Below are 20,324 nucleotides of genomic sequence, written 5' to 3'. Positions count from 1 at the left end.
ACGATCTTTTAATAAACTCCATTACTGACACTCATAATATAATTCTCTGCCGATGCGCCGCTGGGGCGGTACACTTTGATGTAATAGGTTGCCGGAGTCGTTGCGAGATAGTTGGTAGAAACAGCGGATGTAAGCAGAGTCGAACAGCTCGTCTGGTAGATATCGAAGCGGTATGCCGATCCCGGGTTTGTCGTGAAGCGCACATCAAATCTTGTGATGCCTGTTGCTGTAGCGGTGTACCAGTCGACATCGCCGTTCGGGACTATGTTTGCGAAGAAACTGCTGGACTGCCCTGTAGCCAGTGTGCCGAGATTAACACTGTTTGCGCATAGATCCCCCTGGCTGACCTGGTCGTAACTGTCCTCCTGGGCCTCACAGCCGGTGGAGTAGAGCCCGTCAACGTTGTACCATGTGGGTTCACAGGAGGATATTCCGCAGCCGGACGCGCCGCCGCAGGATGATACGGCGTGGGCAGTATTTGGACAGAGCGTGGAGAGTGGAAGGTCAGACGTATCTGTTAAGGTATTGCAGTTATTATCGATTCCGTCGCATACCTCTGTTGCACCGGGGTGGATGGCGGCGTTTGAATCGTTGCAGTCAGTTGAATACAGGGAGTCGTAGGGGGCTGCCGGTGCGCAGAGGCACTGGCTTGAAGTGGTGCCGTAGCCGTCGCGATCAACGTCCCGATAATAGATCGTGCAGCCTGATGCGCCCGGCTCATCAATCTGGGCGTTACAGTTGTCGTCAATTCCATTTGAGCAGATTTCGGTTCTGCCGGGATTGACCAGTGCATTGCTGTCATCGCAATCCGATGGTCCTGAATTCGATGCGGTATAGGGTACAACCGGTGCGCAGAGGCATTTTGTGTCTGTGGATATTCCGTAGCCATCCTGATCAGCGTCTTTACGATAGATAGTGCAACCGGTGGCATTTTCTTCGTCAGTCAGGCCGTTGCAGTTGTCGTCGATGGCGTTTCCACAGACCTCGGCTGCTGCTGGGAGTACTTCTCCGAGGCAGGCTCCAAAAACACCGGCTGAACAGGTTTTTAGTCCCGCTTTGCAGATGCCGACACCCTGCGTGCCTCCCGGACCGCTGTAACAGGGGGATGAGAAAGAATCAACCACCCCATTGCAGTCGTTATCCTTGTTGTCGCAGATTTCCGCAACCGGCACAACCTGACCGGTACAGCTGCCCCATTGACCGGCAGAACAGGTCTGCTGGCCCCCAACACAGGTGCCGACATTTAGGGTGCCCGGCGGTCCGGTGTAGCACTCCTGGGGAGAAACCTTGTTGTCGATCACGCCATCGCAGTCATTATCAAGGTTGTCGCACAACTCCTGTGCCGGAAGTATCTCGCCGGCACAGGTAGCCGAGAACCCGTCGCGGGTGGGAAGACAAAAACGGTTACCGGAGCGGCATTGTCCGGTTCCCATCAGAGCGATGTCGCCGGTGTAGCAATGCAGGAAGTCGCCGGGTGTGCACATCAGGCTCAGCCGTTCAGCGTTCGCTGCATTCACCGCATAGGGCACACTGGTCAGCGGAAGGCGCGGTGACTGTTCCGCGTCGGTCCCGACAGCGATTCCGAGCCAGTAGGGCGTGTCGAACGTGAGGGTAAACGTGTTGACACTTCCGAGCTGAACGCTGTAGATGCCGTTTTCAAGTGCAATAATTGTGTGGGTTTCTGTCCAGAGTGATTCTGCTGCAGACGGTGAGGAGTAGATGCTGAAGGTAATGTTGACCGGTCCAGTGGCAGGAACAGCCCCTGCTTTCAGGTAGCCCTGGTAGCTGATCGTGTGGGGTACCTCGGCGAAGGCAGCCACTGCACTGCACAACAACAGCACTACAACCAACCCCTTTAACAATCCCTTGCCGATCATGGCGCCCCCCCCGTTTTATCCTGATGAATGGCCTATTTAGTCGCCGGCTTCAGCAGCTCCTTCAATTTCTGATCAAAAGCGGCAAAGGGCTGGGCCCCCACAATCTTGACGCCATTCACGCTGTCCCCTTTCGACCTACCCACAACGAAACTGGGTGTGCCGGAGATTCCAGCCGATCCGGCCAGGTCGGCACTGGCCTTGACCTTTTCTGCGTTCCGGCCGCTCTCCAGGCAGGCGGAGAACTTGGCTACATCCAGGCCGACCTGCTGGGCGTAGCCGGGCAGCAGCTTGGCATCCAGCTTATCGCCGTTTGTTACCAGTTTTTCGCGCAGCTCCCAGTATTTGCCCTGTTCTCCGGCACAGTGGGCCGCCTCGGCTGCCTTGGGGGCGTTGGGGTGGAAGGGGAGCGGCAGATCTCGTACCACGAAGCGCAGTAGGCCGGTGTCGATGTACTGCCGCTTGATCTCCGGCAGGGTTTGGGACTCGAAGCGGCTGCAGAAGGGGCACTGGTAATCGGTAAACATCACTAGGGTCAGGGGGGCGTTGGCTTTGCCGAGGAACGGCACTCCGGCAACGGAGACCGTGGCCGGTTCGTCCGCTTTGGGTGCCTGGGGTGCTGGCTGGGCCTGCTGCTGCGGTTTTTGCAGCAGCAGTTTGATCTGGCGCAGCTCGTTGAGCATGGCATCGCCCTGCTCTTTGGTCATCGGTTCGGCACAAGCCAGGGTGGCGGATGTGCAGATGATAGCGGTGGTCAGGAAAAGATTTTTGTTACGTGTAAACATGATACCTCCGGTGGTGTTGGTGATACGTTGTGTCGATATGCATTCCGGTGATTGTCAGCCGAACTTCAAATCCAAGTCCGGTAATCGGTAGCAATGCGGTTAACAATAGTAAGTAATAAAACTGCTTGGTGGAGTTATTAACCCAATTCTGATGTTACGTCTGCTCATTACTGCGGAGTTATTGATCCCAGATAGTTTAGCAAAAGGAACTGATTCCCCCCGATATACTGAAGTTCCGCCGTTGCCCATTGCCCACCTATGAGAGCCCCCGCAGTCCCCGTTGTCGTGTTCGGCCCAGACGTATAGATTTGGTCGCCATTCGTCACTACAACCAATTTGGTACCATCGGAGGATGAAGCAACCGACAGCCAATTCCTGCTGCTTTCGTGAGGAGACCAGGTTATTCCGGAATCCACAGACGTATAGATTTGACCGCCCTGAACTACTGCAACCAGTTTTCTGCCGTCAGAAGATGAGGCTACGGAATACCAGACCCTGTTGTTTTCGCGAGGGGTCCAGGACAAGCCTGAATCCGTAGATGTGTATATTTGGCCATTCCACTCAACCGCAACCAGCTTGGTGCCGTCAGATGAGGAGGCTACGGAATTCCAATACCTACTGCTATCACGCGGAGTCCAGTTCGCGCCAGAATCAGTTGACGTATATATTTGGCCGCCAAACACCACTGCAACCAGTTTGCTGCCGTCAGAGGAGGAGGCAACAGCTTGCCAATTCCGATTGCTGTCTCGCGGGGTCCAGTTTAAGCCTGAATCCGTAGATGTATAAATCTGGCCGGCGGATACTACAGCGACCAATTTACTGCCGTCTGTTGAGGAAGCCACGGCCCTCCAGGACAGGCTGCTGTAGTTCGGGCTCCACGTCTGACCTGAATCTGTCGATGTATAGATTTGGCCGCCATATGTGACCGCGACCAGCTTAGCGCCATCGGCAGAAGAGGCTACTGACTGCCAGGTTCTGCTGCTATCGCGCGAGATCCAGGAAACACCTGAATCCGTAGATGTATAAATCAGTCCGCTATATTGCACTGCAACCAGTTTGCTGCCGTCTGAGGAAGATGCTACGTATGTCCAAGCTCTAGTGGTAGCGCGGGGGGACCAGACTGCGCCGAAAATATCAGGTATGTTGCCGGTGATAGATTGTCCGGCGTTCTGGGCGACCTTCCAGCCGCCTGTTCCGACACCCGATATGCGAACAGTGTCACCGATGGAAGGGGCTACAGGCAGCGTAATGGTAACCTGTCCCACATTATTAGCCAGATAACCCGTGTTTGAAGCTGCCTGCTGTGTTGTTCCACTAACATTCACCCAGTTAAGGCCGGGGCCTTGCGGTCCTGTTGGCCCTGCTGGCCCTGCTGGCCCTGCTGGCCCCTGTGAACCGGCTGCACCGGTGTCTCCCTTTGGTCCTTGCGGACCTGTCAGTACAACACCAGGAGCAAGCTTATCAGAGGTGATTGTTCCATCTGCAATCATCTGTCCGGTTATCATCGGGGTTGACCAGCCGAGTGCACCGCTGCCATTTGTGGACAGGAACTGGCCGCTGCTGCCGTCAGAGGCCGGCAGGGTCCAGATTGTATCGGTGGTGATAGCGTCAGGCGCCTTGAGGCCAACATGATTGGTGCCGTTGGCGGCCAGTTCTTTGAAGCGGACTTCACCGGTATTGCCGGTGACTGTTCCGTAGGGACCTATTTGCAGGGCATTCTGTGACGTCAACCCGGTCAGGGCAGTTATATCAGTATTGGAGCCGGAAGCGGCTCCTGCATCGACTGCGGGAGCCCATTGGGCGCCGTTCCACTTCAGGACCTGCCCCATGGCCGGCGCAGTAACCGCTACGGAGTTACCCTGAATCTTTACCACTGAAACGGCGCTCTGGGGGCCCGTTATGTCACCGGCGAGTGTGCCGGTAAAATTCAGCGCCGACGTCGCGGTTCCAGCATTGCCGGTGATGCTGCCGACGATCGGCTGGCTGAAGGTTTTCAGGCCCGTGAAAGTCTGGTCCGTGTTCAATAGGTCAACATTGGCGGACAGGTGAACGTCGGCCACGGTGCCGCTGAGCTTGGCGTCGGTGACGGCGCCGTCGGCCAGTTTGGCTGTTGTCACGCTGCTGTTGGCCAGCTTGGCGGTGGTGACATTGGCATCGACGATGGTGGTGGTGGTGATACTCGGGGTTGACCAGCCGAGTTCGCCGCTGCCGTTGGTGGCCAGGAACTGACCGCTGCTGCCGTCGGCAGCCGGCAGGGTCCAAATCGTGTCGGTTGTTATGGCATCCGGCGCCTTGAAGCCGGCATGGTTGGTGCCGTTGGCAGCCAACTCTTTAAAGCGAATTTCTCCGGTACTGCCCGAGACAACGTCGTAGGGGGCAACGATTATCTGGCCGGACGAAGTCAGTGAACCGGTCGCCAGGCTGCCGCTGACGATGGCGTTGCCGTTCACATGCAGGGGTGCGCCGGGGGTCATGGTGCCGATCCCCACGTTGCCGTTCAGGTAGTAGATGTTCCCGCCGAGCAGGGTCCAGGGCGAAATCAGGTCGGCCAGTTTGCGGACCACGCTGCCATCGGCGGTGAAGTGGATACCGTCCACCTTCAGGTCGCCCGCCACCCGGGCGGAGTCGTTGGCATTGGCTGCAGCGGGAAAACCGGTTAATACAAAGCTCAGTCCTGATACAGCAACCACATTGAAAAACTGCCGCATAGCTCTCATTATGCCCTCCCGTTTTTTATTCGCCCCCCCGGCGACGGAACGGGGGACAAAATCACTACCTAGGAAATTACCAAAGACACCACAAGATATGATGTCATAGAGCTGACTCTCCCATCCGTGCATTGAGCCGAGTCGAAGCACGCTTCACAAGTAACTTGGCGCCTCCTAATGGCAGGCACTACTATAAAAGGCATTATCCGTCTGCAGGTTAACTCTGGTGCCATTGCAGTTGGTCTGCCCTGTTTGGCAGGAGGTGACACAGGCACCGCTGCTGCATACTTGGCCGGAAGCACACACCTTAGCGCATGCCCCGCAGTTATAGATGTCTGTCTGCAGACTGGCGCAACTGCCATAACAGTTAGTCAGCCCGTATTGGCGCAGGTGCTGTTGCAGTTTTGTTGATCGCTGGGACAGGAACAGACCATCCCGCATTCCAAGAAACGTTGCAGCAAGATTTTTCCCGGTTTCAGGGAACTCAGGAGGTCGTGTGCGGTATCCGGAAATTGCCGGAAAATAGTGTAATCGTGCACATCAGGATAAATGATACGCTGTTCTAATGCAAGAGAAACAGGGGGCAAAGGGCAGGAAATATTGAACCTGGGAAAAGCAGTTTCAGGCGAAACCTCCGGGGTTTTGAAAACCTCGGAGGTTTGAAACAGTCAACTTGAACTCGATGTGGAATCTGCAGCCACATCACAAATGCGAGCAGGGTCGGGAATCAATTCCCCCCTCCCGTTTCTACTACTGCACCTTAATTCTGCTGATGTTCAATCTACCGTTCCTGACGATCAGCGTCCCCTTGACAGTCGAGTAGTCGCCGGTCCCCGGCTGCCCGAACGCGCTTCCCACGAAGCCTCCGTTCAGGGTGTAGATTACCCCGGCACGGTTAAATACGGGCGATTCGGTAAAGAGGATGTTGCGGGCCTCGATGGTGGCGCCCATCGTTGCAGCTGTATAGGCGTCGCTGATCATGCCGTAGGGGATGGCTGGAGCCGATGCAATCCGGGCGTTCAAGGCCGTGCCGAAGGTGGCGGTGACGCCCTTGTCGGCGCTCATGGTCACGTTGACCGGGTCGCCGCTGGTGCTGTCGGCGCCGCTCCAGGTGGTCAGGGTTGCCGTCCAGTTGGCGGTGGTGGAGAGGCTGACGACGGAATCCACATCAAACAGGGCACTGCAGGTGCCGCTGTTGCCGGTCATGCAGACGATACCCGAGGGGGTGCTGCTGATCGAGCTGCCGCCGCTGCCGCCAAAGGCGACGGTGAGGAAGCGGCTGATGATATCGGACGGGGCGCTGGCACCGGTCGAGATGTTGCCGGCCTCGTCCTTGGCCCAGACATAGAATGTCCTCGGACCGGTACCCAGGGAGACGACCTTGCCCGGATCGGGCGGAACCCAGCCCGGCCCCCAGGGGTCCGGAGCGGCCGGGACTTCGCTGATGTAATAGCCGGTCACGCCATGGGCATCGGTGGCGGTTAGCTGCGTGATCGGGATTGTCAGGGTCTTGTTGGTGCCAGGCAGGACGAAGATCAAACCTGAGGGGGCGACCGTATCCGCAGTGCGCAGGTTCCAGAAACCGCCGTGGTTGCTGTAGGTGGTGCCGGTGGAGAGGCCGATGGCCGATGACTGGCCGATGGTGCCGTTCAGGGTGTAGCCGCCGCTCACCTCCTGTCCGCCCTCGGAGATGACGTCGGAGACGATTGCGTAGCTGCCCGGTCCCTGGATCGCCAGAGCAGGGGAGGCGAGGCAGAGGGTGGTCAGTATGGTTGTAACCAGTTTCATGGGACGCCCTCCCTACTGGCCGAACAGGGCTTTTTCAAGCCTGTTCAATCTCAGTTTCATTGCGTCGTTATTTGCCTTCAGCGCATCGTTTTCCGCTTTCAGCCCTTTCACCGCTTCGATCAGCACCGCCGTCAGGTTGGCGTAGGCCACGCTCTTCATGCCCTTGTCGTCGGTAGCCACCAGTTCCGGGTACTCCTGCTCCAGTTCCTGGGCGATGACGCCGATCTTCCTCCCGCCTGCTTCGTCGGCCTTGAGGAGATAACTGACGCCGCGCAGGCGCTGCACTTTGTAGAGTGTATCTTCCAGCGGCAGAATGTCGGTTTTCAGGCGGAGGTCAGAGGTAAGGAGGTTGCCGTTGGCGGTGACCGTGCCGGCAATGGTCACATTACCGGTACTGGCAAGCGTCATAACGTCTTTTGTGGGACCTGTCCCTAAATCATTGAGTATCCGAAAATTAAGGTTTTGCGCAGCACCTGGACCACCACTGGTCCAGATGTTCCAAGTCTTCCAGTTGGGCAAACCGTTACTGACCTCCATGCTGAACTCTACGCCGTCGTTCCGTGCGATATGCAGGGTGCGATTTGGCGTGATTGTGCCGACTCCCAGATAGCCCGTCGAAGTTACATCCAGTCCGAAGTTGTTGGCATTGTAGATCCTCAGGTCTTGCCCGCCGCCTGACCAGAACAGGTGTGATTTAACGACGCCGTTTTCGTAGAAACGGATACCCGAATCCTGACCTGCTGCGTTTGTATCCAGATATATGAAGGAGTCGGGATAGCCGGCGCCTTTCACATGCAGCTTGGCTCCGGGGGTTGATGTCCCTATGCCAACATTACCGGCAGTCGTCAAGACAAGCGGGTTGGATAAGAAAGCCCCGTCAGACCCCCTCCATGCACTGATTATGAACGGGTCGTTGGTCCCGGTGGGCCCCATCTGCCAGGCATTATTGGTGTTGTTGTAGATGATGCCGTTGGTGGAGTTGCGGTTAAAGCCGATCTGGCCATTATAAGCGGTCAGGTCAAAATTGCTGGTGACTCTTCCTGTGCCGTTGACATCGAGGGTGAAACCGGGGGTGGCGGTGCCAATGCCGACTTTGCCTCCAGCCGCAACATCAATACCGGCATAGCCGGTCTCATTGTACAATTTCAGGTTTTTGTCGGCAGCACCCCAGTACAGATGGGACTTGACGGCACCGTTTTCATAAAAGCGGATGCCTGAGTCTTGTGCGGCGGCGGTGGTGTCGAGGAACATGAATGAGTTCGGGAAGTTGTTTCCTTTTAGGTGTAAGCCCGCTCCGGGTGTTGTTGTGCCGATCCCTAACGGGGCGGCGATCTTGGCACTTGTTATGGCACCGTCGGCCAGCTTTGCGGTGGTCACTGCGCCGTCGGCAATCTTGGTGTTCGTCACGGCATTGTCGGCAATCGCTGCGGTTGTTACCGCACTTGTTGCCATCTGCGTTGTGCCCACCGCACCGGCGGCAATACTGCCAGATCCAACCGCCATGGTGGGGGTGTTGCCGGCCGGGATGCGAGTAATTACCTTATTACCGCTGACCCAGACGTTGTTGCCGTCGAAGGCGATGGCATAGGAGGGCGGCACGTTATAGGAGCCAATCTGGGTGCCGTCGGTTCCCAGTCGGCTGACAATCCCGTTGATTGATGCCACCCAGATGTTGGCGCCGTCATAAGCGATGCCTAAATTATTATTCGTAAGAGCTGGCAGTGAAAACGATGTTACGATGCCACCGGCTCCCATGGTGATGGGAAATTTACTGACGGTATTCGAGGTGAGATGTGCCACCCAGATGTTGCTGCCGTCAAAGGCGAGCCCCTCTGGTGTGGAGTTTGGAAGGGTAATGCTGGCAGGCGTACCGGGGGTTCCGTCCTTGTTAAACTTGTATACCGCATTGCTTGATGAGGCGGATACCCACATACTGCTGCCGTCGAAGGCCAACCAGCGCGCTCCGGGCAGATTCGGGATGGTGGTTACCACGTTGCCGTCGTTGGCGTTAAGAACTGTGACTGAGTTTGAATAATAGTTTGCCACCCAGACCTGGCTGCCGTCAAAGGCAAGGCCGGCGGCCCCGTTACTGACGGTAATGTCCTTGATAAACGCCCCGTCGGCTGAGTTGAACATACGGACGTTGGTACCCCAGTCTGTTGTCCAGATGTGGATGCCATCGGACACCACGCCGTAGGCATGGGCTCCAACACTATATATGCCCAGCAGTTCGCCGTCGCTGGCCCGAAATTTGTGCAGTGTGCCGTCCCAATTGGTTGCCCAAATGTTGCTGCCGTCGAATGTTATACCCCACGAACTAGTTGAACCGCTTGAAAAGGTGGTTCCGGATTGGATCGGCTTGTCCCAGCGCTGGGCGGCGATGCGGGCGGCGGAGCTGGAATTGGTGAAGACCGCCGGGGCGTAGCGGTTGTCCAACTGGGACAGGGTCTGGCCGCTCAGGGTGGCGCTGCCGCTGACCGCATCCGCTACCCCGGCCCGGAAGGCGTAGCCGGTGCTGGAAAGCGGTTGCAGCGGCAATTCACCGCTGCCGTTGACATTAACCCCCAGCCTGTACGGCACGTCAAAGGGCGCGGTGATCGGTACCACCGAGCCGAGCTGTACGCTGAAGATGCCGTTTTTGACATCAACAGGGCTCAGCGTCTCGCGCCAGACCGGGTTGTTGCGGGTTGAATTGGCCGACGAGTACAGCGAGAAGGTCATGCTGACCGCATTGCTGTTGAGCGGAACATTGGTGCCGCTGTTGGTCACATACCCCTGGTAGTTGATGGTTTGGGGTACCCCGGCGAAGGCCAGGGCGGCCAGGATCAGGCTGATGGCGGTTGTCCAGATGATGGTTGTTTTCATGTGTGTCTCCTTCGGTGGTAATGGTGTCTTATATTGCGTTCAAGATGGTTTTGATTTCAGGCAAGACCTGCGAGGTTTTGAAAACCTCGCAGGTATCGGCAGAGCCTTACTGGCATAGACCGGTCGCTGGATTACACACCTGAAATATCGTGCAGCTTACCGGTGTTCCGGGGGTGCAGACTCCGGCGGCGCAGTGATCGCCCTGGGTGCAGAGGTTGCCGTCTTCACAGAGCGTACCGTCGGTTTTATTCGCCAATCCACAGATGTTGCCGACGCAGGTCCGTGTTCCACAGGCGGTGTCCGCTCCTGGGTGGTTGTATCCTTCAGGTACCCCTGATAGTTGATGGTCCGAGGTACCCCGGCGAAGGCCAGGGCGGCTAGGGTCAGAATGATAGCTGCTGTCCATAAAACGATGGTTTTCATTGTGTCTCCAGTATTTGAATAAGTTCGCATGTCACTGTTTCGATATGACCGGTTGGTGCCGGCACTCCAGGCGCAGTCAGATACCAAGGTACCACTGTACTGAAGATTCCGGATATGGTCGGCAGCCTGGTGCTTCTCTGCAACAAATTAAATTGTATTTATTAATTGAGACTGAGTTGGTCTTGTTGCAACATATCGTAAACAAAGAAAAAATAGTGACTGTTATAGTAAGTGATACACGGTTTGATTGCAACGGGAATTTTTTAGAGGTGCGTTAAGCTGCATGAGGGCAAACGAGGTGTCGCTGCTAGTGGGGTTGGTAGGAAGATATGTTCGGCAGAGGCCGTATTCAAAATAGCGGCAGACAAAAACGTCAGCTTGTTGGTAACCAGATCCCGGCGCCCATGGTCATGCCGACATCGCGGCATCCCAGGTAGTCGCTATGAATCCGCAGGCCGTTTTCGACGATGGACATGCCGACCTCGACCTTGTGGAAGGCTTCGTTGCGGCTGTGGTCGGCCACCAGCAGGACGGTGGATTTGATCTGCCGCAGCTTGAGATAGAGCTCGGAGATGTTTTTGAGATTTTCGGGGAAAAAATCCTCGATCGGATCGAGGACAATCAGCTTGCATTTGAAATACTCGCTGAACTGGTGCAGGTAGGTGTAGGTCTTGGTCATGCTGCCGGAAACGTCGATCAGTTGCGGGGATGTGCCGAAGCATTCGTCGAACAGCGAGATGTGGGTGAGGTTGTCCAGGTGCTCGTCGATACGCTCCGATAGATTCGGAATGCTGGTCCATTCCCTGACCAGTCGCTTGAAACGGCGATGGCTGTCTGCGTCTGTATCGCGGGCATTAATATACAAAACTTTGCCCGGCTGCAGGCAGGTGTAGCGATCGAGAAACGGCAGTCCGAAGGCGACCGACATGGCCAGTTGGGTCGCCAGAGTGGTTTTGCCGAAGAGTGAACTGGCCTGCAGGGAGACCAGGGCGTTGGCCGGGATCAGCTCCGCGATCAGGTAGTCCTCCGGCCGGGGCGTAATCAGTTCCAGATTCTGCCACTCTTTGATTCCCAACTTTTGGGCAAAGGGGTTTTCATCGATCTTCAGGTTGGCGGGTATGGTCATATGTTAAATCACCTCGAATAATTGTAAGGCAGGGGATCACATCAAATTATTTTCTGAACAGCCACATCACAAGCGAAAGCAGAGCAGAGATCAGCAGGCAGGTAGCCAGGGGGAAGTGGATGCTGAAGTTGTCGCGTTTGATGTTGATGTCGCCCGGCAGGCGGCCGAGCCAGGTGGGAAGTTTGGGTGAAAAACTGATGGCCAGGCCGGCCGCAACCAGGATCAGTCCCATGATGATCAGCGGGCGTCCCAGGCCGTTCATGCCGCTTTTACCTTGGGCTGGTAGCGCTCTTTTTCGCTGTAGATACAGCCGCAGTACTGCTGGCGGTACAGCCCCAGCTCCTTGGAGAGTCTGATGCCCTCCTGCCAGCCGGGGCGGAAGTCCTGGTAGTGGAAGGGAACACCGAACTCACGACCAATCTGTTCGCCCAGTTCCCGGATTTCGTCATGTCTCTGGTAGCGGCTGTAGAGCAACGAGGCGGTATAGGCTTCGAATCCTCCTTCGGCGGCAGCCTGGGCAGTGGCCCGCAGGCGCGAGGCGTAGCAATAGCTGCAGCGACCATCCGGCGCGGCGGCTACGTTGACCAGAAAGCCTTCCAGGTCGTAATCGTCCTGCATGATCAGCGGCATGGCCTCCAGCTCGGACATCTGGATGACCGCATCGCGGCGGAGAATATACTCCTGGTAGGGGTGGATGTTATGGTTATAGAAAAAGCCGGTCACGTCGTGACCGGCAGTTCGCAGTGTTCGCAAGGGATAGAGGGCACAGGGGCCGCAACAGGTATGAAGCAGGATGCGCATTACAGATTCTCCAGCAGATGCCCCATCTTGTCGCGCTTGGTCTTGAGATATCCTTTGTTGCTCTTTGTGGCGACCGCTTCGATGGAGACCCGCTCGACGACGTCGATGCCGTAGCCCTGCAGGCCGATCAGTTTCTTGGGGTTGTTGGTCATCAGGCGCATCTTGCGGATGCCCAGGGATACGAGCATCTGGGCACCGATGCCGTAGTCGCGCAAATCGGCCTTGAAGCCCAGTTCCAGATTGGCTTCGACGGTGTCACGCCCCCGGTCCTGCAGTTCATAGGCCTTGAGCTTGTTGATCAGGCCGATGCCGCGCCCTTCCTGACGCATGTACAGAATCACGCCTCTGCCTTCCTTGTCGATCATCTCCATGGCGCTGTGCAGCTGTTCACCGCAGTCACAGCGCAGGCTGCCCAGCACGTCGCCGGTCAAGCATTCGGAATGGACCCGAACCAGCACGGGGTCTCCCGTGTTGACGTCTCCCTTGACCAGCGCCAGGTGATCCAGTCGGTCCACGTCATTTTCGAAGGCAATCGCCCGCCAGTCGCCACCGAAGCGCGAGGGGAGCTGGGCATCGGCCACAACCCGCACCAGGATCTCGTTCTTGAGGCGGTAGGCCACCAGGTCGGCAATGGTGCAGATCTTGATGCCGTGCTCTTTTGCGAATTTCTTCAATTCGGGCATGCGCGCCATGGTGCCGTCGTCGTTCATGATCTCGCAGATCACGCCGGCCGGCTTGAGGCCTGCCAGGCGTGCCAGGTCCACCGAGCCTTCGGTCTGTCCGGTGCGCACCAGAACACCACCCGGCTTGGCCCTGAGCGGGAAGATATGGCCGGGGCTGACTAGGTCTTTTGCCGAGGCACCTTCAGCCACTGCGGTAACGATGGTATGGGCGCGGTCGGCGGCCGAGATGCCGGTGGTGACGCCGTGCTTGGCTTCAATGGAAACAGTGAACGCGGTTTCAAAGGGCGAGGTGTTGTCGCGCACCATTGGCCGCAATCCCAACTGATCGCACTTCTCGGCTGTCAGGGTCAGGCAGATCAGACCACGGCCGTATTTGGCCATGAAGTTGATATTCTCCGGGGTGGCCGCTTCGGCTGCCAGGGTCAGGTCGCCCTCGTTTTCGCGGTCCTCATCATCCACCAGTATAACCATCTTCCCCTGGCGGATATCCTCAATTGCTGCTGCTATGGTCGCTACGGACATGTTGTTCCTTTCGTCCTACAAAAATCCATTCTCTGCCAGTGTCTTCATGCTCAGGCCGCCACCCGGCTTCCATGGTGCGGTCAGTCGTTCCACATATTTGCCGATGATGTCGGTCTCGATGTTGACCGCTTCACCGATTTTCAGGTTGGACAGGGTCGTTGCTGTCTGGGTGAGCGGGATGATGTTGACGGAAAAACCGCTCGCTGTGACCGTGTTGACCGTCAGGCTGATGCCGTTAATTGCCACCGAGCCCTTGGTTATCAGGTAGCGGGCATGTTCAGGCGCCAGGCTGAATTCGAGGACGCGGTTGCCCGAGGTCTCACTGGTGCGGGCCAGCTTGCCGATGCAGTCGATATGGCCGGTGACAATGTGTCCACCCATTCTGTCGCCCAACCGCAGGGCACGCTCAAGGTTGACGCTCTGTCCGCTCCGCAGCCCCCCGATGGTGGTGCTTGTCAGCGTCTCCGGAGAGACATCAAAGGTCAGTGCCGCCTCCCGTTTTGCGGTCACCGTCAGGCAGGCGCCGTTGACGGCCACCGAATCGCCGATGGCGATCTCTGTTAACGGAAGAGTTGTGGCCACGGTCAAAACCGCTGCCGCGCCTCGTCGTTCACAGCCGTTTACCCTTCCGATGGATTCGATCAGGCCGGTGAACATGAGGTCTCCGGACGGGCGTGGATGATGAAGTCCACTCCACTGCGTTTCACGTCGGTAAAAACCAGCCGGATGGCCTGCTCCATGCAGGTGATATCCTGCAGGGTGAACGGTGCAAAGCCGTTGTTGCCGATGATTTTCGGGGCTACGAAGAACGCAAGTTCATCGATCAGGCCGTGCTGCAGCATGTCGCCCGCCAGGCGACTGCCCCCTTCGAGCAGGATGGTTTGCACACCCAGAGCCCCCAGTTTCGGTAGCAGGTCTTTCATGGAGACGCGGCCGTCATATTCTTCGCAGACCACGATGGTGGCGCCCTGTTTGAGATAGCGGGCATGGACGCGCGGATTGCTTTCCGTGGTGGCGATGATGGTTTTGGACGAATGCAGACCTTTCAGTACGTTGACACTCTCGGGGGTTCGCAGTCGGGTGTCCACAATTACCCGCAACGGGTTTTTTCCCTGCACATGACGTACCGTCAGCTGGGGGTTGTCGGCGATAATCGTATCGACACCTACCATGACCGCATCCATACGGGCGCGCATCCGGTGAACATATTTCCGGGATTCCTCGCAGCTGATCCAGCGTGATTCCCCGGTGATGGTGGCGATGTTGCCGTCCAGGGTCATGGCGCACTTGTAGGTAACATAGGGCAAACCGGTTGTGACATGTTTGATGAACGGCAGGTTAATCGTGCGACACTCTTCCTCCAACACTCCGCAGGCAGTCTCGATGCCGGCCCGTTTAAGCGCCGCCAGTCCGCCGCCGCTGACCAGCGGGTTGGGGTCGCTCATGCCGACAACAACACGTCTGACACCCGCTTTGATGAGCGCTTCGCTGCAGGGGGGGGTCTTGCCGGTGTGGCAGCACGGTTCCAGGGTTACATACACATCGGCACCGCGGGCGTCAGCACCGGCCATTTCCAGAGCGTGGATCTCGGCGTGCGGTCCGCCTGCCTTCCTGTGCCAGCCTTCCCCGATAACATCACCGTTTTTTATAATGACACAGCCGACGGCCGGGTTGGGTGACGTCTTGCCTGCACCCTTGCGGGCCAGGGTCAGGGCGCGTTTCATGTATCTGGCGTCAGTGGTTGTCATGGAAGTCCTTTGTCAGGGGTATTGGCCATGGAAAAGAAGAGAACGGGTAGTTCAGCCAGCTTAACGCAGCTTGCCCTGTGAACCTTGCCCATGATTTCCTGTCCCTGTTTTTAAAAGATCCTGCAGCTCCTGCATGAATTCTCCAATATCGCGGAACGAGCGGTAGACCGAGGCAAAGCGGACGTAGGCCACTTCATCCATACCGTGCAGTTCCTTCATGATCCATTCGCCGATGGCGGTGGTCGATATTTCTTTATCCGTCGATTCCTGCAGGCGCGCTTCCAGGCGATCGACCATATGTTCGATGTCCTCAACCGGGATGGGTCGTTTTTCGCAGGCCTTCTTGATGCCGGAGATGATTTTCATACGGTCGAACGGTTCGCGGCGGCCGTCCTTTTTGCAGACCTGCGGCAGCATCTCTTCCACCCGTTCATGGGTGGTAAAACGTTTCGTGCACTCCTCACATTCACGTCGGCGGCGGATGGCCGTGCCCCCCTTGTCCGGGCGTGAATCGATAACCTTGCTGTCGGGGTTGCCGCAAAACGGACATTTCATGGTGATTCGCCTTTACTGGTCCTGTTTGTCAGGGTTTTGTGCAAAATGAACTACGTCCAGGGCTGCCTCGGTGATCATTTCCCGGGCCAGCTCGTCGGCATATCCTTCGCCGTAGATTACCCTGGTTATACCGGCATTGATGATCATTTTTGTACAGATGATGCAGGGCATGGTGGTGCAGTACAGGGTGGCGCCATCGATATTTGTGCCGTGCTTGGCGGCCTGGATAATGGCGTTCTGCTCGGCATGAAGACCACGGCAGAGTTCGTGGCGTTCGCCGGACGGTACCTTGAGCCGCTCACGCAGGCAGCCGACCGCCTGGCAGTGGGTAATCCCGGAAGGTACACCGTTGTACCCGGTTGCAAGGATATTGCGATCCTTGACCAGTAGCGCTCCTACCTGCCGGCGCAGGCAGGAGGAACGGGTTGCCACCAGTCGGGTGATATCCATGAAATACTGATCCCAGGAGGGGCGCTGCATGTATGGTGGTTTCCTTCCTCTGACAAGAATTTACACAAATTACCCCACTCTGACGATAAGGTCAATAATGATGCCGATCTTGGCAATATTATATTATTTGTTTTGTTTAAAGACGATGTAGTATATTTATGCACAATTTGTCGGTATTTGTTCAGGAGACATAAAGCCGGAACAACCTCAGCCGGGATAAACCTGTTGGGGGCGACGTACGAAGATTATTGTGAGGTGCCTGTGAAAATATTATCAAGCGACTATCCGGAGTCGCAGAAGAAGGCGCGGATTATTGCCGTGGACGATGATCCTGATGTCCTTGAAGTGCTGAAGTATATGCTGGAACATCACGGCTATGATGTGATCTCCTGTTCCAACGGTGCCGCTACGCTTGAGGCGGCCAAAAACGAACAGCCGGATCTGTTCCTGCTGGATATAACCATGCCGGATATGAACGGACTGGAGTTGTGCGGACATATCAAACAGAATCCTGATCTGGTGGATATACCGGTCATATTCCTGAGCGGTCTGAACGCAACTGAGGACAAGATCCGGGGATTCCATGCCGGAGGCGTCGACTATATTGCCAAGCCATTTCAATCCGAGGAGGTTCAGGCCCGGGTTGCAACACACCTGAAGCTTAGTTCCCTGCGCCATAAGCTCGAATACCAGAAACTGGTCGAGATGAAAGTTCGCGAGGTGTCTGCAGCGCAGCAGGCCACCATCTTTACCCTGGCAAAGCTGGCCGAGCTGCGTGATGATGATACCGGCGCCCATCTGGAGCGGGTGCGTGACTACTGTGCATTGCTGGCGCAGCAGCTTGGCGATGGTTCCCCCTATGACGACCATATCTCTGCTGAATTTATCGACTGCATTCAGCATGCCTCGCCGCTTCATGATATCGGCAAGGTGGCCATCCCTGACAGGATTCTTTTAAAGCCGGGCAGGTTGACACCTGAAGAATTTGAGGTAATGAAGACACATACTGTTATCGGTGCTGAAAACATGCAGACCGTTTTTAACCGCTATGCCGATAATCCTTTTATCGGCATGGGAATCGAAATAGCCCTGTACCACCATGAGCGCTGGGATGGCTCCGGGTATCCGGATGGGCTGGTCGGGAAAAATATCCCCCTTTCTGCCAGGATCATGGCGGTAGCGGACTGTTACGATGCAATCCGTTCAAATCGCTGCTATCGAAAGGGGCTTGATCATACAAAGGTGAGAGAGATTCTGCTGGAAGAGTCCGGCAGCCACTTTGATCCGGAGATTATCAAGGCCTTTATCGCGCTGGAAGAGCGCTTCAACCACATCAACGATACGGTGGAGTGATGTCCCCGTGATCTTTGTACTTCACATGAGCAGACACATTTCCCGGAGGCATTATGACATCCTCACTCGACGAAGCACTGCAACGTACGAAACTTGCCCAGTCCAACCAGATGGAGATGCTGACCTTCCGGCTGACAGATGAACAACTGTATGGCATAAATGTTTTCAAGATCATTGAAATCATCGAGTGCCCTCACCACATCGATCGCATGCCCAATTCGCATCCTGCGGTCAAGGGGGCACTTGATTTTCGCGGCAACGCCCTGGCCGTCATCGACCTGTCTGAAGCGGTAGGGCTCCCCTCCAAGGATTTCCGTGATGAGCTGGCATACATCATTATCTGCGAATATAACCAAAGCCTGACGGCCTTCATCATCCACAGCCCCGACACGCTCCTGACGCGAAGCTGGCAGGATATACACAAGCCGGCAGGGGTAAATGCCCAGTCGCTGGTGGCGATTGCATATGCCGACGGCGGTGAGGCCATTATGCTGCTGGATATCGAGTCGATTCTATCCGAGATCATCGGCATTGAGCGCGATTTCAAAAGCCTGGCCATGACAGAGGCTGAAGGCAAGGGAAGCGGCCGGCATGTCCTGGTGGTGGATGACTCGCGTACTGCTATCCTGCTGCTGCAATCCGTACTGGATAAAATGGGCTTTACCAATACCGCACGGATGTCGGCCACCCAGGCACTGGAGTACCTGGAACAGGAACACAGCCGGGTTGACCTGGTGATATCGGATATCGAAATGCCCGGAATGGACGGGTTCACCTTCACTCGCACCATGCGTGAAAATGAGCATTACAAGCATCTCAAGGTCATCCTGCACAGTTCGATGAGCAACCCCTCCAACCGGATCAAGGCCGAACAGTGCGGTGCCGACAGGTTCGTGGCCAAGTTCGATCCTGATTCACTGGCCGGAGAAATCTTCAGTCTGGTGCAGTAACGGGCCTGTAACACTTATGACCCGGCATAACACCGCATCTGAAGGGTATGGTCTTCAAGGCTGACTTGCCCCGCTGTGCTGAGTTCCCATGTTTGATGCCAGAATGTCCGATGATGCCTGAAAGCGGATGTTTTAATGTTGGTGCCGGGGGGCTGTTTTGTGCTAATTTAACCTTGTGCTGTCAGTAATCACAAGCGCCGGGGAGAGTGCACTCATGTCTGCTGATCCAAACCAAAACACAGGTCCAAATACTGCTGCCGGAACGAGTGGCGGCATTGCCGGAAAGGAATGCAAAAAACTCGGATACAGCCTGTACGTCTGGATCTCGGATGATAAGCTGGAGTGCCGCTGCAGCTATGTTCCCCGTGAACAGGGCAGCATGATGACCCGTGACGAGTTGAATGCCTTCTTGGCGCAGTCCGGAGTCAAAGAAGGCTTCATGCCGGATGCTCTGGAGGATTTTGCCCTCAAGGCTGCTGCCGGTCAGGCGCTCAGTATGGTGCTGGTTGCCGCAGGTTCCCCGCCGGTACCTGGCAAGGATGGCTGGCTTTCCTTTACTGCTCAACCATCGGTTACAGTTGCCCACGACGTCGATGAATCTGAAAATCTTGATCTTCACAATGTGCAGACCTTTATCAATGTCATGCCCGGGGATGAGATCGGTCGCATTATCCCGCCTGAACAGGGAACTGCTGGTCGCAGCGTGACCGGACAGGTTATTCTGCCGCAGCCGCCCAAGCCGCTCAATATAAAAATTGGTGAAAATATCCGCACAACTGATGACGGCTCCCTGCTGATTGCCGATGTTGCCGGCAGGGTGTGTACTGGTTCCGGAGAAATCACTGTTGCCCAGGAATACGTTGTGGCGGGTGATGTTAATTTCCGGGTCGGATCGATCAACTTTAACGGCTATGTGGAGGTGCGCGGCGATATCCTGGACGGTTTCAATGTCACCGCCGTCAAGGGTTTGCGTGTCAGCGGCAATATCGGCGCCTGTCAAATCAAGAGTGATGGCGATATCAGTTTTTGTGGAATGGACGGAATTGAAAAGGGGACAATCGAATGTGGCGGGTCGATCACGGCCAACTTTATTCACGATTGTGCTCTGGTGACGTGTGCCGGGGACCTGAATGTCGATGTCGAACTGCACAACTGCCATGTCAAGACACTCGGTCGAATTGTTGTCAACAGGGGCGCCATTGCAGGCGGCAGCTATACGGCGCTGGGCGGAATCGAGACAAAGAAGGCCGGATCTGCATCATCCATCAAAACAACCCTCAGGGCAGGTTTTGACTATCGCGATATGCCGGAACTCGAGCGCATTACCGAAGAGCTGGAAAAAAATACGGCCCAGATGGAACAGACGAGTTCGTTTCAGGATATGGAGGTTCTTCGCAAATCCAGAGCAGAATTGACAGAAAGTCTGATGGCTATTCGTAGCCGTTCTTCTGAAATCGCCAACCCGAAAATAAATGTCAAAGGGATCCTGTATGATAATACCTTTCTTCGGGTTGGATTGAATGCCAAAGAGAAGGTTGATGAACGGGACGGACCTTTCAGTGTCATCGAGAACACTATCGAAGGCGGTTTGCGCTTCCTGTCCATGACCAGCCTTGATGTCCGTGCGGCGGATATCGAGCTGGCCTTTGTCAGGGAAAATGCCCACAAACGACAGCTTCCCGGAAACTATTGA

Annotated in this window: 17 protein-coding genes; 3 read left to right on the top strand and 14 right to left on the bottom strand. The window is 56.1% G+C overall.

Annotated elements, in window-relative coordinates:
- Positions 1 to 8: 8 nt before the first annotated feature.
- From ACOCF6_RS24290 to ACOCF6_RS24225, 14 genes are all read right to left on the bottom strand, one after another.
- Positions 9 to 1,877, bottom strand: coding sequence for a putative metal-binding motif-containing protein (locus ACOCF6_RS24290; protein ID WP_482463175.1), 1,869 nt, complete (start codon positions 1,875 to 1,877; stop codon positions 9 to 11).
- 32 nt (positions 1,878 to 1,909) lie between these two features.
- Entirely contained in the window at positions 1,910 to 2,659 is a 750-nt protein-coding gene (locus ACOCF6_RS24285; protein WP_482463173.1) for a DsbA family protein, read from the bottom strand.
- A gap of 167 nt (positions 2,660 to 2,826) precedes the next feature.
- On the bottom strand, positions 2,827 to 5,376 hold the full coding sequence (locus ACOCF6_RS24280; RefSeq protein WP_482463171.1) for a hypothetical protein: 2,550 nt from the start codon (positions 5,374 to 5,376) through the stop codon (positions 2,827 to 2,829).
- Positions 5,377 to 6,117: 741 nt separating this feature from the next.
- On the bottom strand, positions 6,118 to 7,155 hold the full coding sequence (locus ACOCF6_RS24275) for a hypothetical protein (protein WP_482463169.1): 1,038 nt from the start codon (positions 7,153 to 7,155) through the stop codon (positions 6,118 to 6,120).
- A gap of 12 nt (positions 7,156 to 7,167) precedes the next feature.
- Positions 7,168 to 10,020 (bottom strand): tail fiber domain-containing protein, encoded by a 2,853-nt coding sequence (locus ACOCF6_RS24270; protein WP_482463167.1) that lies wholly within the window; start codon positions 10,018 to 10,020, stop codon positions 7,168 to 7,170.
- A gap of 156 nt (positions 10,021 to 10,176) precedes the next feature.
- Positions 10,177 to 10,443: a hypothetical protein gene (locus tag ACOCF6_RS24265; protein WP_482463165.1), complete on the bottom strand. Its 267-nt coding sequence runs from the start codon at positions 10,441 to 10,443 to the stop codon at positions 10,177 to 10,179.
- A gap of 373 nt (positions 10,444 to 10,816) precedes the next feature.
- The gene (locus ACOCF6_RS24260) at positions 10,817 to 11,569 is read right to left on the bottom strand and encodes an AAA family ATPase (protein ID WP_482463163.1); all 753 of its coding nucleotides are present in this window, start codon (positions 11,567 to 11,569) and stop codon (positions 10,817 to 10,819) included.
- Positions 11,570 to 11,615: 46 nt separating this feature from the next.
- The gene (locus ACOCF6_RS24255; RefSeq protein WP_482463161.1) at positions 11,616 to 11,831 is read right to left on the bottom strand and encodes a DUF2905 domain-containing protein; all 216 of its coding nucleotides are present in this window, start codon (positions 11,829 to 11,831) and stop codon (positions 11,616 to 11,618) included.
- Positions 11,828 to 12,370: an epoxyqueuosine reductase QueH gene (locus ACOCF6_RS24250; protein WP_482463159.1), complete on the bottom strand. Its 543-nt coding sequence runs from the start codon at positions 12,368 to 12,370 to the stop codon at positions 11,828 to 11,830. Before ACOCF6_RS24250 ends, ACOCF6_RS24255 begins: the two co-directional genes overlap by 4 nt.
- Positions 12,370 to 13,575, bottom strand: a complete 1,206-nt coding sequence (locus ACOCF6_RS24245) for a bifunctional 3,4-dihydroxy-2-butanone-4-phosphate synthase/GTP cyclohydrolase II (RefSeq protein WP_482463157.1) — start codon at positions 13,573 to 13,575, stop codon at positions 12,370 to 12,372. The genes ACOCF6_RS24250 and ACOCF6_RS24245 overlap by 1 nt, the downstream gene beginning before the upstream one ends.
- A 15-nt stretch (positions 13,576 to 13,590) precedes the next feature.
- A complete protein-coding gene (locus tag ACOCF6_RS24240) occupies positions 13,591 to 14,232 on the bottom strand; it encodes a riboflavin synthase (protein ID WP_482463155.1) in 642 nt (213 codons plus the stop codon).
- Positions 14,217 to 15,323 (bottom strand): bifunctional diaminohydroxyphosphoribosylaminopyrimidine deaminase/5-amino-6-(5-phosphoribosylamino)uracil reductase RibD, encoded by a 1,107-nt coding sequence (ribD, locus tag ACOCF6_RS24235; protein WP_482463153.1) that lies wholly within the window; start codon positions 15,321 to 15,323, stop codon positions 14,217 to 14,219. Before ribD ends, ACOCF6_RS24240 begins: the two co-directional genes overlap by 16 nt.
- 60 nt (positions 15,324 to 15,383) lie before the next feature.
- A complete protein-coding gene (gene nrdR, locus ACOCF6_RS24230; protein ID WP_482463150.1) occupies positions 15,384 to 15,878 on the bottom strand; it encodes a transcriptional regulator NrdR in 495 nt (164 codons plus the stop codon).
- A gap of 12 nt (positions 15,879 to 15,890) precedes the next feature.
- Positions 15,891 to 16,358, bottom strand: a complete 468-nt coding sequence (locus ACOCF6_RS24225) for a deoxycytidylate deaminase (RefSeq protein ID WP_482463148.1) — start codon at positions 16,356 to 16,358, stop codon at positions 15,891 to 15,893.
- Positions 16,359 to 16,589: 231 nt separating this feature from the next.
- Here ACOCF6_RS24225 and ACOCF6_RS24220 point away from each other — a divergent pair, with 231 nt between their 5' ends.
- The 3 genes from ACOCF6_RS24220 to ACOCF6_RS24210 all read left to right on the top strand — a co-directional run bounded on the left by ACOCF6_RS24220 (position 16,590) and on the right by ACOCF6_RS24210 (position 20,324).
- Positions 16,590 to 17,681 (top strand): HD domain-containing phosphohydrolase, encoded by a 1,092-nt coding sequence (locus ACOCF6_RS24220; RefSeq protein WP_482463146.1) that lies wholly within the window; start codon positions 16,590 to 16,592, stop codon positions 17,679 to 17,681.
- Positions 17,682 to 17,734: 53 nt separating this feature from the next.
- Positions 17,735 to 18,631: a chemotaxis protein CheW gene (locus ACOCF6_RS24215; RefSeq protein ID WP_482463144.1), complete on the top strand. Its 897-nt coding sequence runs from the start codon at positions 17,735 to 17,737 to the stop codon at positions 18,629 to 18,631.
- Positions 18,632 to 18,845: 214 nt separating this feature from the next.
- On the top strand, positions 18,846 to 20,324 hold the full coding sequence (locus ACOCF6_RS24210) for a DUF342 domain-containing protein (RefSeq protein WP_482463142.1): 1,479 nt from the start codon (positions 18,846 to 18,848) through the stop codon (positions 20,322 to 20,324).

Source organism: Geobacter psychrophilus, from assembly GCF_056821595.1.
The sequence above is the reverse complement of the archived record's forward strand: the minus strand, read 5'-3'. Positions and strand labels throughout refer to the sequence as shown.